The 15,488-nt window shown below is 42.3% G+C and carries 9 protein-coding genes; 3 read left to right on the top strand and 6 right to left on the bottom strand.

The window, feature by feature from the left end; translation table 11 throughout:
- Window positions 1-3 precede the first annotated feature (3 nt).
- Window positions 4-2,460 (bottom strand): glycoside hydrolase family 3 C-terminal domain-containing protein, encoded by a 2,457-nt coding sequence (locus MKY97_RS15190; protein ID WP_342551203.1) that lies wholly within the window; start codon window positions 2,458-2,460, stop codon window positions 4-6.
- 198 nt (window positions 2,461-2,658) lie between these two features.
- Between MKY97_RS15190 and MKY97_RS15185 the strand changes: the two genes are divergently transcribed.
- Window positions 2,659-3,858 (top strand): helix-turn-helix domain-containing protein, encoded by a 1,200-nt coding sequence (locus MKY97_RS15185; RefSeq protein WP_342551202.1) that lies wholly within the window; start codon window positions 2,659-2,661, stop codon window positions 3,856-3,858.
- Window positions 3,859-3,974: 116 nt separating this feature from the next.
- On the opposite strand, the gene MKY97_RS15180 is transcribed toward MKY97_RS15185, so the two are convergent.
- From MKY97_RS15180 to MKY97_RS15170, 3 genes are all read right to left on the bottom strand, one after another.
- The gene (locus tag MKY97_RS15180) at window positions 3,975-5,384 is read right to left on the bottom strand and encodes a glycoside-pentoside-hexuronide (GPH):cation symporter (protein WP_342551201.1); all 1,410 of its coding nucleotides are present in this window, start codon (window positions 5,382-5,384) and stop codon (window positions 3,975-3,977) included.
- 237 nt (window positions 5,385-5,621) lie between these two features.
- A complete protein-coding gene (locus MKY97_RS15175; RefSeq protein WP_342551200.1) occupies window positions 5,622-7,238 on the bottom strand; it encodes a HAMP domain-containing methyl-accepting chemotaxis protein in 1,617 nt (538 codons plus the stop codon).
- Between the two features lie 147 nt (window positions 7,239-7,385).
- Window positions 7,386-9,668 (bottom strand): glycoside hydrolase family 3 C-terminal domain-containing protein, encoded by a 2,283-nt coding sequence (locus tag MKY97_RS15170; protein ID WP_342551199.1) that lies wholly within the window; start codon window positions 9,666-9,668, stop codon window positions 7,386-7,388.
- Window positions 9,669-9,948: 280 nt separating this feature from the next.
- On the opposite strand from MKY97_RS15170, the gene MKY97_RS15165 reads away from it, so the two are divergent.
- Both MKY97_RS15165 and MKY97_RS15160 read left to right on the top strand, forming a co-directional pair.
- Window positions 9,949-11,547 (top strand): response regulator, encoded by a 1,599-nt coding sequence (locus MKY97_RS15165; RefSeq protein ID WP_342551198.1) that lies wholly within the window; start codon window positions 9,949-9,951, stop codon window positions 11,545-11,547.
- A 258-nt stretch (window positions 11,548-11,805) separates the two neighbouring features.
- Window positions 11,806-12,417: a TetR/AcrR family transcriptional regulator gene (locus tag MKY97_RS15160; protein WP_161557051.1), complete on the top strand. Its 612-nt coding sequence runs from the start codon at window positions 11,806-11,808 to the stop codon at window positions 12,415-12,417.
- 11 nt (window positions 12,418-12,428) lie between these two features.
- On the opposite strand, the gene MKY97_RS15155 is transcribed toward MKY97_RS15160, so the two are convergent.
- Window positions 12,429-14,645 (bottom strand): MMPL family transporter, encoded by a 2,217-nt coding sequence (locus tag MKY97_RS15155; RefSeq protein WP_342551197.1) that lies wholly within the window; start codon window positions 14,643-14,645, stop codon window positions 12,429-12,431.
- 185 nt (window positions 14,646-14,830) lie between these two features.
- Window positions 14,831-15,475, bottom strand: a complete 645-nt coding sequence (locus MKY97_RS15150; protein WP_123066928.1) for a response regulator transcription factor — start codon at window positions 15,473-15,475, stop codon at window positions 14,831-14,833.
- Window positions 15,476-15,488 lie beyond the last annotated feature (13 nt).

Below are 15,488 nucleotides of genomic sequence, written 5' to 3'. Positions count from 1 at the left end.
TAGTCACTTCTGGTCCTTCGGCAGAGGGGACAAACGTTCTTTTCGAAGCATGCGTTTGATGCCTTGCATGATCTGACCATTCAGCAAGTCAATCAGCCCTGCTGCGATATGGTAGCCAAAACGGCCTGTACTGGACACGGACATGGAACGAATGCTGTTATTCGGCATCATTTTCATCAGAAACATGCCATTTTTGCGCTGCATATCCCGCTCGGGACCTTCAGGCATCTTTTGTGATCGATTAAACTGTTTTTTGCCAATACCGATAACGAATGTATAAAATAAATTCCCTATAAAGGATTCCCGCAATTCATCCAATCTGGAATCCAGAGTATATTTCGTTGATTCCTTATTAGATGATCTCGTTACTTTCCTCCCAAGTAGAACTTCGAATTCTTCCATACTCACTTGAGATAACAAATGTGGAGAGAAGTAATGCTTTAATTGTTCGCGAGAATACGGGCTTGCAATGTCAGGTTGGCTGGTGATAGACAGGCTGGCTGACAACCGAATATCGGTTGCTGAAGCAGCAATCAAGACCTGATAATCCCCATTTTCTACAACCCACTCTTTCCGGTCCACATGATAGTAAGCGAGGTCGCTTAGGGTAAAGCTCATTTTTACTTGCTTTTTCTCACCTGGCTTCAAATATACTTTGCCAAAAGCACGAAGTTCCTTGGTAGGCTTAAACACATCTGAGGTTGGGTTTGCAACATACACCTGTATGATTTCTCCACCCTCCATCTGCCCTGTATTCGAGATTTCACATGTGACGATGAACGTTTCTGAATCTTGCCGGACTTGCAGCGATTCATAAGCAAACTGTGTATAGCTAAGTCCATGACCAAATGGATAACGCACACCCTCTCCCTGCAAAAAATCATAATAGCGATAGCCTACGTAAATAGATTCCTTGTAAAGCTCGGACTTCTGCTGCACAAACTGTTCACCAAAGGGTACATCTGTATAACTTTTCATCCATGTCTCCGCCAGTTTCCCGGAAGGATTTTTTTCTCCGAAAAGGAGTTGAGCCGCAGCTTCTCCTCCTGCTTGGCCAGGCAAGTACATATTCAAGATCGCATGAACCTCATCTTCAAAAGGCAATTCGACAGGTGAACCCCCAAATAATACAAGAACAATTTTTTTGTTCAGCTGGACCAGCTTGCGCAGAAGAGCAAGTTGATTATCAGGTAATGTCATCGACTCCCGGTCATACCCTTCACTTTCTGTATAATCGGTTTGTCCTGCGAAGAATAGAACAACATCCGCTGACTGTGCCTTTGCCATAGCTGAATTAACATATTCCGGTTCTGATTCAAACTCGGACTCTCTGTAGCCACTTGCATAATCGTAGCGGATGCCGCGTTGATCAAAAGCAGTTTTTGGAGAAGTAAGCTTGCTTGGGTTGATCAAAGAGCTTCCGGCCCCCTGAAAACGCATCTTCTCAAACAATTCACCGATGACAACATAGTTTTGGGACGAATCTAATGGCAGGATGCCATCGTTTTTCATAAGGACAGCACTATCGGCTGCGATTTCACCTGACAGGTTATGATGTTCTTCTCTGTCATATGCAAGGCCGTACTGAATATCGTGTGTACGCTGAATCAGCTTCAAAATATTGCTCACCGACTGATCCAGCGCAGAAATTGGTAATTCACCACTATGAACTGTATCTATAATTGACTTTCTAAAATATTCGCAATCACCTGGCATCTCCAGATCCATTCCCGCCTTAATGCCATCTACCCGATCAGATACTGCACCCCAGTCACTGATAACCGCACCATCAAAACCCCATTCTTCTCTTAGAATTTCAGTTAATAGTCTGTGATTTTCGGAACAGAAGACACCATTAATCTTGTTGTATGCACTCATTACAGTTACTGGCTTTGTGTTTTTGACAATTCGTTCAAATGCTCTGAGATAGATCTCACGTAATGCACGCTCATCCAATACAGAATCTCCCATAAAACGATAATTTTCGTTGTTGTTTACAGCGAAATGTTTCAGGGAGACTCCAATCCCTTCATTTTGAACACCCTCGACAAAAGCGCTGCCAAGAATTCCCGAGAGGTAAGGGTCTTCAGAGAAATATTCGAAGTTTCTGCCGCACTTGGGATTTCTTTTAATGTTAACAGCAGGACCAAGGAGAAGATTAACCCCGAAATGGTGACACTCCTTCGCTATAGCTGCACCCATCTTACGAATATTATCCCGGTTCCAGCTGGCAGCAAGCGTAACTCCTGTGGGAAATGATGTTGTCTGCTCACTGTTGTTTAGACCGAGATGATCTGCCTTCTCTCCTTGTTTGCGTAAGCCGCAAGGCCCATCCGTCATATATATAGATGGTATGGATAATCTCGGAATAGAATTTGTTTTCCAAAAATCCACACCAGCCATTAAAGCCGCTTTTTCTTCTACCGTCATACGTTGAATTAGTTCATTAACGGTCTGCATGATCCTTCTCCCTTCGCTCCGGATGCATTAGTTAAGATTTATTGTATTCCATAATGGAAGTGCTATCTTTCATATATGTACTTCAAATTTCAGATTTGTTCTTAAAATATATTGACTGTCTCGGACGAGTTTGCTATTTTGAAATAAATCAAAAGAATGTTGACACTCCAACCATTCGTTTATACGGAGGAAATTTTGTTGAACAGATTACAAAAAACATTGAAATTTCTCTACCAGTCTACGTTGATTCCGACATATTTGTATAACCAGCAGCACCATACATTTAGTCATCCTGCTCAGAGCGAGTTAACTTATCCGCCACTTGAGTATTTATCCCAACTTTTGCTTTCACACGAAGAGGTCGCATATTTATCTACTTCCTTCTTTGCTTATTATGGTGCGATCAAAGTCAGTTCCCTTCCGGGCCATGTTATTCTTGTCGGACCCGTCAGTCAAACACCTTATTTGAAAGACACACTGCGTATCGCTAAAAAAGCCTTTGTCGTTTCCGGTCAAGATGAAGCAAACTTCGAAAGTTTTCTAAAGCAGATCACTCCAATGCCGCTGCAGCAATTTCTAAATCATCTTGTGACCATTCATTATTTTGTGAACGGCCAAGAGATGAGTTACTTGGACTTACTTCAAATGAATTCGATGAAGGAAATTAACAACGAGCAAACAAAACGAATTTACGAGAATAAAGAAAACTTATATTTTAACAATTCCTACGAGATTGAAAACCAGATGTGTTATTACATTGAGAACGGTAATGAAGTTGGCCTTAAACAGTTTTTGGAACGGCCTTTTATGGTTCATGAGGGTATGACCGCTGGGGACACCATTCGTCAGACGAAAAATACATCGATTGTCGCGATTGCCCTGGCTACGCGAGCAGCCATTCGGGGGCAATTAGATACAGAAGTTGCTTTTCAGTTATCCGATCTCTATCTCCAAGAGATTGAACAATTATCGACGCCTGAATCCATTCAAAATTTCATGAAAGAGGCATTGTTTAATTTTGCTAGGAGAGTCCAAGCCGCAAGGTATGATATAGCAGATGACGTAAGTATGCGAAGTTTGATTCAATATATTTATAATAACGTGCATCAGAATTTGACCGTTGATCATGTGGCAAAACATTTTGGTTACAGTCGTACGTATCTATCGACCACTTTCAAAAAAAAAATCGGCAAAAGCCTGCATCAATTTATTATGGATTGCAAGCTAAAGGAAGCTCAAAATTTGCTTGTTTATACGAACAAACCCATTAGCGAAATTAGCAACTATCTTTGTTTCTCCAGTCAAAGTCACTTTCAGACCGTCTTCAAAAAATCATTAAATATTACACCTGCTCACTTCAGGCAACAGAGCAGCCATGGTGTGCGCCAGAATAAATGATCCTAATATTGAATTAAGTGTCTTGAGCCAGTAGAGTTTATCTTCTAACAGAACGTATTTAAAACGGCCAACAAAAAGAAGCTTTCCCTTATGGGAGAGCTTCTTTTTCTAATGAATCAGGACTGTTTTCTGGCGTCTAATTCTTGAATGATCTTAGGATATTCTTTATCAAGTTTATATTTATACAAGGCTGCAGCAAGAATAATCAAAATGACTATGGGCACGTAAATGTTCAGGGCAATAATCGCTTGTTTAGCTCCTGCTCCCTGCTCGGAAGCCTGCTCCACATATCCTCCTAATGCAAGCAGCCAACCGATCATAGCGGTTCCGACTGCTGTTCCTACTTTGGAACCAAATGCGATAACACTATTGGTCAATCCAACCAGACGTTTATTGAACTTCCATTCCCCGTATTCAATCGTATCCGTTGTCAGAGCTGTACCAACGGCCATAAGTGGAATCGTACCTAGAGCCTGAAAGATGGAGCAGACCAGTCCCAGAATAATGCTTTCCGGTGAGATCAGTCTAATCGCAGCTGCGATTAGAGCTATAATAATGCCGCCCAAGGCCGTATTGCGTTTCCCAAAACGTTTGATGAACGGTCCAGAGAGTGCGAATCCAATAATAACGGGTATCAGACCGATCGCCCCCATCAAACCAACCAGGCTGACATTTCCCCAAATGTATTTGGCAAAGTAGCTCCCTGCAGCTACGTTAAGAGCAAACAGGATGTTTACAACTGTCATCACGATGAGGATTTGAACCCAGTACTTATTAGCAAACAACATTTTAAGACCTTGTGACAGCGGAACTTTATCCTGGAAAAAACCAAGTTCATCCAGCTGCACATTATTATATTTTTCTTTGTTGGATAAAAAGGCGACGAAAATACCGATGGCAGCAACGGCAGCAAATACACCGGCTAAGATCGTCCATTCCTTGCGTCCTCCCCCCATAGCTGTTACCACCGGAATGAAAGCAATGGCAACAATCATACCGGACAAATATCCTCCTGCGGAGCGGAAAATCCCCATCAATGATCGTTCATAGTTGTTACGTGTCGTTAGTGCCATTAGGCTGGAATACGGAATAGATGTTGGTGTATACACAAGAATATAAAAAATAAGATTGGTCACAACAGCATATATTATTTTACCAGTTGGACTGATATCTGGAACAGAAAATACGAGCAGCAGCGAGACGAACATCGGGATGGTCATCCATCGAAGCCATGGACGAGCCTGCCCGTATTTTGACTTGGTGCGGTCAACAAGCACTCCCATACCAACGTCTGCAAACGCATCCAATATTTTAGTTAACAGCAGCACTGTACCGACAATTGCAGCGGATACACCGACTACATCGGTATAATAATACGTAATTAATCCAAGCAAGCCGCTGGAGATGTTAAGACCAAATTGCCCCATGGAATCTCCAAGTAATCTGCGTGTCGGAATTTCTCGTTCAGGTTGTTTGGGCTTAACGTTCTCGGTTACAATGGGTTGTTCATTTACTATGGTTCCCATACTGTTTCCCTCCGGTATCTAGTTGTTTTAATGCTCAATTGAGTTCTTTATCTTATAACTTTATTTTAATAACTGTTTGAAGAGAGGGATATAACTCATAACAAAGATGGAATAGCGTAATCTAAATGATTGGTTTAATCGTTACAGCAGTTAGAATTTAGTATCAACTCTCCCGATTTCTCTCCATACTCCGAATCCTTTTCATTTTTTCTATTTTCGCCCTCATCCTCACATATATCAGGTTTTGTAAATGGAGATTTGATCTCTCATATTAAAAGCAGAATCTCGAATGTTATCGGAAAAATGCTGTATTTCTTCTGCAATAACCATCTGCTGTTCAACGGCCTGAACCATCGTTGTGCTTTCTGTATGTGCTTGTTTGGCAATAGAAGCTAAATGCTGCATCGAAGCGCTGACCTCCTCAGAGCTTGCGGATAATTGCTCAGAAGCGGATGAGATCTCTTGCATCTGACTGGCAACGTCTTTGGCAGATTCAAGGATCATTGCGAATGCTTGACCTGCTTGTTCAACTGCATTTATCGTTTGTGCCAACTCTTTTTTTCCTTGAACTACGATAGTGTTTGCTGATACCGTATCTTCCTGAATGTCGTTAATCGTATCAAATATGTTGCTTAACGATCGACGGGTTTGATCTGCCAGTGAGCGAATTTCACTTGCAACAACGGAAAATCCTCTTCCTTGTTCCCCACTTCTTGCAGACTCTATACCTGCGTTAAGAGCGAGTAAGTCAGTTTGACGAGCAACTGTCGCTATAAGATGAACGATTTCTTGAATAGTAACGGAATGCTGTTTCATTGTCGCAACAGATCTTTCTATTTCATCCATCGTGTGATTAAAGCGGTCAATGCGAAGTTTAGCGTTCTTTAGAAGTTCCTCTCCCTTTCTAGCTTCTTGTTCAGTAGTGGATGAACATTCTGTAGCTTCATTATTTGACTCACTGATCAGGGCAATGCCTCGGGCTACTTCATCTATGGCTCGTACCGTTTCTTCTGCTGACTGAAGTTGTACAAGCGCTCCATCGGAAACGGAAGCTGCCGACCGACCAATTTTTCTCATTGAAATGGAGGACTTCTCCAAATTCTTTATTAGATTCTGACTGGTTTGTACAACCACATCGGAATTATCCTGGGCTGAACGTATGAAGCCTGTAAGGCCAGTGCGCATGACTTCAAACATAATTGCAAGTTTGCCAATCTCATCTGAAGCGTTTGAATGAAATGACTGGCTTAAATCTCCATTATGGATCCGTTCCGTTCCTTTAACGAGACGTTCAATAGGCTTAATAATAGAACGCGCGAGCAGCAGGGCGATGACGATAACAAGTAAAGTCACTAATAACTGATATGTGATGGACTGCCAAAATACATTTTTGTTGGACGTGATCAATGTATGAATATTGGAGTTCACATCAATCACACTTTTGGATTTTAATCCAAGGATTAATTCGTTTAGTTTCTGTCCTCCCTCCAAATGACCTTGGTCAATGTAACTGGAATATGCTTCCTGAATCTGAACTGCTTCATTTTTTTCGGATGGATTCAATGCAGAATACTCTTGCAAAGCTTGCTTGAATTTTGTTAACAATTGTGCACTTGCTTCTTCAACGGATTCCTTAGACGCATATCCAATCGATGGAAGCATCATTTGAACCTGGTATTCCATCAGACTCTCCTGCATCTCCTGTGCTTTCAGCGAGGAGGTGAATTGAACTTTTCGTATCTCTTCCAACTTTTCATTTTGGTTTAAAGATTTGTAATTTTGGTAACTTAGTGCCACGAGATACAGTACAATAACAGTCCCAAACACGAATAGCATTTTCCTACGAATACTCATTTAATATCCACCTTCTCTAAAAGTTACATATTAATAATTCTTATAAATTTATACATGTACGAGTTAAGTATAAAGACTATACAAAGGATAAAAGTCGCCTTCATGGCGACTTTTATCTGAAATCAAGCTGAAAAGAAAGATCAAATTCTATGTTTCGCTTTGTACTGCCTGATTCAATGCTGCAAGTAATTGTGATAAGGTTTCCTCTGTCATCCCTGAAAAAGGAATCAGGTTCCGCAATGGCAAATACTGCATGGAAGCTTGAACCATCTCAGCGGATACTGCACTGGATTGAATCTCACTTTGATCCTGATCCGCTTGAGGTTGCATTTGAGAAAGGATTGCCATCGTTTTAGGATTTGCAAGCAACTCACCAAAAGTGGTGTCGCGATGGTATGTTGGGATAATTTCACGTGATGTCGAATTTACGACAACTTTTGTTGTAAGCCTAATATCTTGAGAAGATGCACCTACCAATATCTCGAATTCGCCGCTGTCCACATGCCAATCGGATCGCTCTACATCGTAATATGCAAATGAACGTTTATCGAGACTTATTGTGACTTGTTTCTCTTCACCTGGTTTTAAGTCGATCTTGGTGAAGCCCTTCAACTCTTTGTCAGGACGTGTAACACGGGATGCTGTGTCATGAATATAAAGTTGAACAATCTCCTTACCCTGCACAGAACCAGTATTCTTAATCTTTACCGAGACGTTGATGCAATCTGTATCGTTGATCTTCCTTTTATCAACAGTCAGGTTGGAGTATTCAAATTGTGTGTAGCTTAGTCCATAACCAAAAGGAAACAGCGGTTCTATATCTTTGGCTTCATAGTACCGATAACCTACAAATATCCCCTCTCTGTATTCAACCTGGTTTCCATCACCAGGGAAAAACAATGCGGATGGATTGTGTTTGGTTGAACGCGGGAACGTCTCGGCAAGCTTGCCGCTCGGGTTTGCATCACCAAATAAAATATCAGCGATAGCGCCTCCAGTTGCCTGTCCCCCCAGATATGCTTCCAGAACGGCTTTGGCATTGTGGAGCCAAGGCATAACGACAGGGGCACCATTGCTCAACACGACAATTACATTAGGTTGAACAGCAGCTATTGCGGTAATGAGCTCCTGATGATTGTTTGGCAGGTCAAGATGTTTGCGGTCATATCCCTCAGATTCATAACGATCGGGTAGTCCTACAAACAAGATGGCCACATCAGCTGCCGCTGCCGTTTCCAGAGCAGCTTGTAATAATGGAGCATTGGTTTCATCCGAGCTCAGTTCATATCCCTGCGCATACGTGAGTTGTGCTTGGTCTCCTGCTGAAAGAAGCAACTGCTCATAAGGAATATCAATTTTCGTTGCATTAATGTGTGAACTTCCCCCGCCCTGATAACGGGCAGATTGGGCTAGTTCTCCAATAACAGCGATATGGCCCGTTTTCTGCAATGGTAGTATCCCATTTTCGTTTTTCAGCAATACCATGGTCTCTTGGGCCACCTGTCTCGCAAAAGCATGATGCTCTTCAGCATCGTATGTCACATCTTGCTGCATATGATCTGCACATTTAAAAATAACCGTAAGCAAGCGTTCGACCGCTTGATCAAGTAATGAGATATCGAGTGTGCCCTCTTCAACCGCTTGAATAATTTTAAGTTGTGCCTCCCCATTGGAAGGCGGCATTTCAAGTTCCATGCCTGCCGCCACGCTAGGTACAATTTCACTGACTGCTCCCCAGTCTGACATAACAATTCCGTCATGACCCCATTCTTCTCGCAATATATCATTCAGCAGGTAGGGATTCTCCGATGCATAGGTCCCATTAACTTTGTTGTATGCAGACATAAGAGTCCATGGTTGAGCTTGTTTGACCGCTTTTTCAAAGCCAGTTAAGTAAATTTCGCGTAAAGTCCTTTCATCCACTACCGCATTAACAGACATTCGACGATCCTCCTGATTGTTAACGGCAAAATGCTTCAACGAAGTGCCGACTCCCTGGCTTTGCACACCGCGAATGTGAGATGAAGCCAGTTCACCTGTAAGATACGGATCTTCAGAAAAATACTCAAAGTTTCGTCCGCACAGCGGGGAGCGCTTGATATTAGCACCTGGTCCCAGCAAAACAGATACATTCTCGGTCTGGGCTTCTTTACCAATGGTGCTTCCTACCTGTTCAATCAGGTCGCGATTCCAGGAACTTGCCAGCCCGCTGGCTGTAGGAAAACATGTCGCGGGTACACTTTCGTTCAGACCCAGATGATCCGATTCTCCATCTTGTTTTCGCAGTCCATGTGGTCCGTCAGCTAGCATAATGGATGGAATACCTAATCTTTCGATTCCTGTGGTTGTCCAGAAGGTGCTGCCGGAACACAGACTGGCTTTCTCCTCGATTGTCATTTGATCTATGAGCTGTTTAATATCTCGTTTCATCCATTGATACTCCCTTTCGTTATGTATCATTTAAAGGTATCCATTTTATTTTACGGTTGAGGGAGAAGAAGGCATATAACGCATTCTTAAGATTGCATAACGCATTTCGCAAGATTCATTTTGATTTTTGTGTCCTTTTTTACACCTATAGATAACTACATCCAAACACGGATAACAATATCTTAATATTCGCAGGTTAAGAAGGAAATCCGGATTGTAATGCCCGTGATGATTGCCTACAATAAGGAGACCAATCATCAGGAAGGAAGTTGTTGCACTTATGTATGCGCTTTTAATTGTAGACGACGAGAAGTCTGTGGTGGACAGTCTTGCTCTCACGATTCCTTGGGAAGATAGCGGCATCGAAGAAGTGCATCGTGCCTACTCCGCCGAAGAAGCACTGGATATCGCGTCCCGGTTTGCGATTGATGTGATGATTACGGATATACGTATGCCTGAAATGGATGGTCTTGAATTAATCCGCCTTATTCGCTTATCAGCTCCTCGCATTCGGAGTATTATTTTGTCAGGACACGATGAATTTGAATATGCGCAGCAAGCCATTCGCTATCAGGCGATGAACTATATGCTTAAACCTGTGGACACTCAAGCGCTTATCAAGACTGTTGAAGACGCCATTAAGAATATTGAGCAAGAATGGGAAAAGATAAGTTCAATGCAGCAGATCCAGCACATGTTACATGCTAATCTTCCCGTGTTGCAAAATCAGTTTCTTAATGATCTCCTCCAAAATAAGCCTATGAGTCAGCATATTTTGGAGGAGCGCCTGAAGATTCTGAATCTTCCTATCCGTATGGAAGACAACTATCGAATGATGGTGATCCGAATGGAAGAGGAATTCTCAGGATATGATCTTCAATCTCTATCCCTCCTTGAATATGCGATTACCAATATTGCAGATGAAGTTTTCACTCCATTTGGATTATGGCATTGTATTACCGATCAGGGGTATCTGGTGTTCCTCATTCATCATGAGGATCCCAAAACACTAAACTCTGTCGATTCTTTTGCGGTTAAGTTGCAAAATCATGTGCAAAAATTTCTAAAAGGGGCAATCTCCATCTGTTTGGGACAAGAGCGACTTTTTCCCGGAGGATTAAGTGAAGGTTTTAATCGGTGCGTGGCGGCTATTCAACAAAATGTCGGTGAGCATAAAAGCTATTTTATTACCGTCGACGATCAGCTGCCGAACCCTGTGATGGATCAAGGTTATCTTCAACTTTTGGAGCCCCCACTTCTGCCGCAATTGTTGGAAGCTGGAAACTGGGAAGAAGCGATTGCCAGAATCAAACGTGTGCTTGTAGTAGATGAAGAAGGGTCGGACCTGTCTCATGAAGTTCTTTATACATGCTTGCTGTACTTGTCATCCACCTTTGCCATTGCATTCCGCTCACAACATGTTACGGTAGATGAACTGCTCAATGAAGAGTTCGATTTGATGATTCGAAAGAAAAGTCAAATTTCCAGTCACCGTGTATATGCCTGGGCTGAGAAAATAATTCAGTTTCATCGAAGCCAAGCGATAAATCAGATCAGGCATACCCACGATGATATTGTTTCAAGCGTGCATGCCTACATTCAGAATCATCTTTCAGATGGAATCTCGTTGCAAATTATTGCAGATCACGTTGGACTTCATCCGGTCTACTTGTCAAAAGTCTACAAAACAGCAACAGGAGAAACGATCGGCGATTATCTGTTTCGGCTGCGCATGCAAAGAGCTGTTCACCTTCTGACCCAAACCGAACTTAAAGTTGCTGATGTTAGCAAAAAGCTTGGGTTTATGGCTCCCCCTCATTTTATAAAAATTTTCAAAAAACAATATGGCTGCACACCTCAGGAATATCGAAATCGTTAATTTTACAACAAGATCATTTGATTAATTTATAATGTGAAAAAACCTTCCATCCCATCGATAATTATGGGTGGAAGGTTCTTCTTTGTATTATGCAAATTGTTGGAGCAGTTTTCTTAAGAACGTGATCTGTATCAGATGATGATAAACATACTCTCTTTCGTTGACAAACCACATCTAAGTTGATAGCATAATTTAATTGAACTTAAGGAGGTCATTCTCATTCAACCCAAACAAAGGTTAGAACAGGAGCGAACCAGCTTGCGGCAGAAACGCCGGATCGAAATTATTAAAGCGGCTACTGTTGTATTTGCACGACAGGGTTTTGAACAAACGACGATGCAGGAAATTGCAAATGAAGCGATACTCGGCGTTGCAACAATTTTCCGTTACTTCCCAAAAAAAGAGCATCTTATTGTGGAGGTAGCAGCTAACATCGTGCATTCAGAAATTGAGATACTTCAAGACGTATTGCATGATGAAGGTACGTGTTACGAGAAAATGGAGCGCATCTTTGACGCTTTGGTTTTCTATCATCAAGCTCATTATCAACAGAATTCCAAACTTATAGAAGCTTTTGAATGTTATGTTGCCTTGTCTAAAGAACCTCTGGAGAACATACAAATTTATCAGGATAAATATGATCAGCTAATCCATCTGTTTAAGGAGCTGGCCCATTTAGGCGAACAGGATGGTTCTGTGCGCACTGACATGAATACAGTTGAAACATTAATTACAATGATTAATGTATTCGGTAATTTCTCCAAAAAAATGTCCATGCTGCATGATACGGATGCATTTAATACCCGGGTAGACTTGAATCAACAATTTAACATTCTTAAAACGACGTTTCTTTCAGCGCTCAAGGCTTAATGATATCTTTTTTATTTAATGTTTGATTCCGTCTGAACTTTGGTATTTTTTGTCATTCTGCTCTCGTTCATATTCTCTTGCATAATGGATTCACCTTCAATATCGATATTAGGTAGAAGTCGATCCAACCATTTAGGCAGATACCAAGCGTGTTTGCCGAGTATTGTCATGACAGCAGGTACAAGTGTCATTCGTACGACAAAGGCATCTACCAGGATACCAAAAGCAAGGGCAAGTCCCATCGATTTGATGATCGTATCTTCGGCAAAAATAAAGCTGGCAAACACAGCAATCATAATAAGTCCAGCGGCTGTAACCACAGGCCCGCTGTGAGTTAATCCACTTCTTACTGAACGGTGGGCGTCGCCCGTGTGGGTATAATCCTCACGCATTCTGCTCACCAGAAATACTTCATAATCCATTGCCAGTCCGAACAAAATTCCTGTCACAAGAATTGGGAGGAAATTCAAGACAGGACCAGGTTCCGGGATGCCGAACAAGCTGCCGAGGTATCCATCCTGTATGACCCATACGATAAAACCAAGTGTTGAACCTAACGTGAACAAGAAGCCGACAACTGCTTTAATAGGAACCAGGATTGAACGGAAGACAAGCATTAGCAGGACAAAGGCGAGTCCAACGATAAGCAATGCAAACTTAGGCAGTGCCTCCTGTAATTTTTCCGATATATCAATGTTGACTGCCGTTCCACCAGTCACCATAATCTCTACGTTGTCTTTTTTTAGCACGTTCTCCGATTGATCCCGAATAGCTTGTACTAATTCAGTCGTGCGAATATCATGTGGTCCTGTCTCAGGCAATACAGTAATGATTGCAGCTTGCCCTGAAGGAGTAGGAATCGCTGGCGATACACTTGCAACACCTGGAATATCTTTGATGTAAGTTGTTGCCTCTGCAATCTTGGTCTGGCTATCTTTACTGTTAGTAGTTTTAGCTACAACGACAAGCGGACCATTAAATCCGGCTCCAAAACCCTCTGCTAATAAGTCGTATCCTCTTCGTTCCGTGGTTTCGGTTGATTTAAGCCCGCTATCCGGCAAGCCTAGCTGCATGTGCAGGAATGGCAATGTACATACGGTAAGAATGATTATGGATATAATCGAAATTAACCACGGTTTTCGGGTGATCAACCCTCCCCAGGCATTTTCTTTTGTTTTATTTTTCTTTTGACCTGACCATTTGCGCAACCAGCGATTTTCTCGCGCCGGACTAATCCGATCTCCAGCAACAGCCAGAAGAGCAGGAACAAAGATGATGGCAATAAGCACTGCGATAAATACACTGATTGCTGCAGCCAAGCCCATCATGGTAATAAACGGAATTTGAACAACGGATAGTCCTACAAGGGCGATAATAACGGTCAGACCCGCAAAAACGACTGATCCTCCGGCAGTAGCGTTTGCTTGCGCAATAGCTGTGTCACGGTCATAACCTTCGGCCAGCTGTTGACGGTAGCGGGATATAATGAACAAAGCGTAGTCAATACCTACGGCTAAAGCAAGCATGACAGCGAGTGTAATTGAGAATGATGACATGGATACAAAGTTCGATCCAACGATCACGGTCATCAATCCAATTCCCAAACCGATCACTGCTGTCAGAATTGGTAATCCGGCTGCAAGAAATGATGTGAAGGTAAAAGCCAGAATCATAAATGCAATCAGAATTCCGATGACTTCAGAAACGCCACCTACTTCAATTTCAGAGAAAGCCACACTGCCTCCGAGTTCTGTCTGCACTCCATTTTTGGTTAACAATTCTGCTATATTAAGTACATTTTCTTTTGAATGTTCTCCGACTTCACTTGCAGACTGTTTATACGTAATATCAGCATATCCGATTTTTTTGTCTGCACTTAGTGTCATCGTTTCGTATGGATTGGAAACGGAGACGACGGACAGATCCGTTTTAACATCTTTCAACGCTTTTTTTATTTTGGATTGATTACCCTCTGATGTGAGCAATCCCTGATCAGCTTTGAAAATCAGACGTATTTGACCACCACCATCCGACGCTGGGAATTCGGATTTCAATACCTCGGCAGCCTGCTCGGATTTTGTTCCGGGTATAGTCATCTCACCTGTAAACGAAGTCCCCATGCCTAGGCCGAGAGCTGCCATTACAATGAGAAGTGTGAGTCCTGCTGTAATTACTGCTTTTCTTTTCCTCGAAGACCAGGCTCCGAGACGATATAACCATTTTGCCATAATAAATGTCATGCCCCTTTCAACTTGCTGCAATTAGGAAGTGATTCATCACCACCCTATGTCTGTATTGTATTGAAAAATAGACGAAAAAAAATCGTACATAAGGGCATTCCCTAAATGTACGATCGGGCAAGATCGGGCATGTACGTTAGTTAAATCAAGACGTACGCGAGGCATTTTTTTACTTAGAGATGCAGGAGTCCCTTTTCGACAGCGACAGCAACCGCTTCAGACCGTGAATCTACGCCAAGTTTGTTGTAAATATTCGTAAGATGAGCTTTCACTGTACGTTCGGCAATGCCCATATCAAAAGCAATCTCCTTACTACGCATTCCTCTTGCGATGGCTTGCAGAACAATCGTTTCTTTATCGCTAAGCAAGGTAGGCTCCGTTTTTCTGGCTAACGATCGGGTCTGATGAGCGAATACTCTGGCAGTAATCTCTGGCTGAAGCAAAGTCTCTCCACGGAGTGCAGAGTCTAATGTACGGAATAGGTTTTCACGGCTGGTATCCTTTAAAAGATATCCTTTGGCACCCAGGGATAAACCTTCGATCATAAGTTCATCCTCGTTATATGTGGTAAGAATGATAACGGGAATAAGCAGGCCTTGCTCTTGCATCCGTTTCATGGTATCCAGTCCCCCAAGTCCCCCTGGCATGTTAAGGTCCATCAGGATGACATCCGGTTCAGAACTTTCCATCAGTTTTAATGCTTCAACACCTTCGTTTGCTTCTCCTACAATGCAGTAATTGTCGTCTGTTTCAAGAATAAGCTTCAGACCTTCTCTCACAACCCAATGGTCATCCACAATCATGACTTTGTGCTTCATGCGGCTATCCCTC

The sequence above is a fragment of the Paenibacillus sp. FSL R7-0652 genome, assembly GCF_038595045.1.
Taxonomy (GTDB): Bacteria; Bacillota; Bacilli; order Paenibacillales; family Paenibacillaceae; genus Paenibacillus.
Note: the sequence above shows the minus strand (reverse complement) of the source record. Positions and strands in the feature narration are given on the sequence as shown.

What these genes read in the sequence shown, in the direction of transcription:
- MKY97_RS15170 (WP_342551199.1), bottom strand. Translation starts at nt 9,668, where the DNA reads ATGAAACGAGATATTAAACAGCTCATAGATCAAATGACAATCGAGGAG.
- MKY97_RS15190 (WP_342551203.1), bottom strand. Translation starts at nt 2,460, where the DNA reads ATGCAGACCGTTAATGAACTAATTCAACGTATGACGGTAGAAGAAAAA.
- MKY97_RS15150 (WP_123066928.1), bottom strand. Translation starts at nt 15,475, where the DNA reads ATGAAGCACAAAGTCATGATTGTGGATGACCATTGGGTTGTGAGAGAA.
- MKY97_RS15155 (WP_342551197.1), bottom strand. Translation starts at nt 14,645, where the DNA reads ATGGCAAAATGGTTATATCGTCTCGGAGCCTGGTCTTCGAGGAAAAGA.
- MKY97_RS15175 (WP_342551200.1), bottom strand. Translation starts at nt 7,238, where the DNA reads ATGAGTATTCGTAGGAAAATGCTATTCGTGTTTGGGACTGTTATTGTA.
- MKY97_RS15165 (WP_342551198.1), top strand. Translation starts at nt 9,949, where the DNA reads ATGTATGCGCTTTTAATTGTAGACGACGAGAAGTCTGTGGTGGACAGT.
- MKY97_RS15180 (WP_342551201.1), bottom strand. Translation starts at nt 5,384, where the DNA reads ATGGGAACCATAGTAAATGAACAACCCATTGTAACCGAGAACGTTAAG.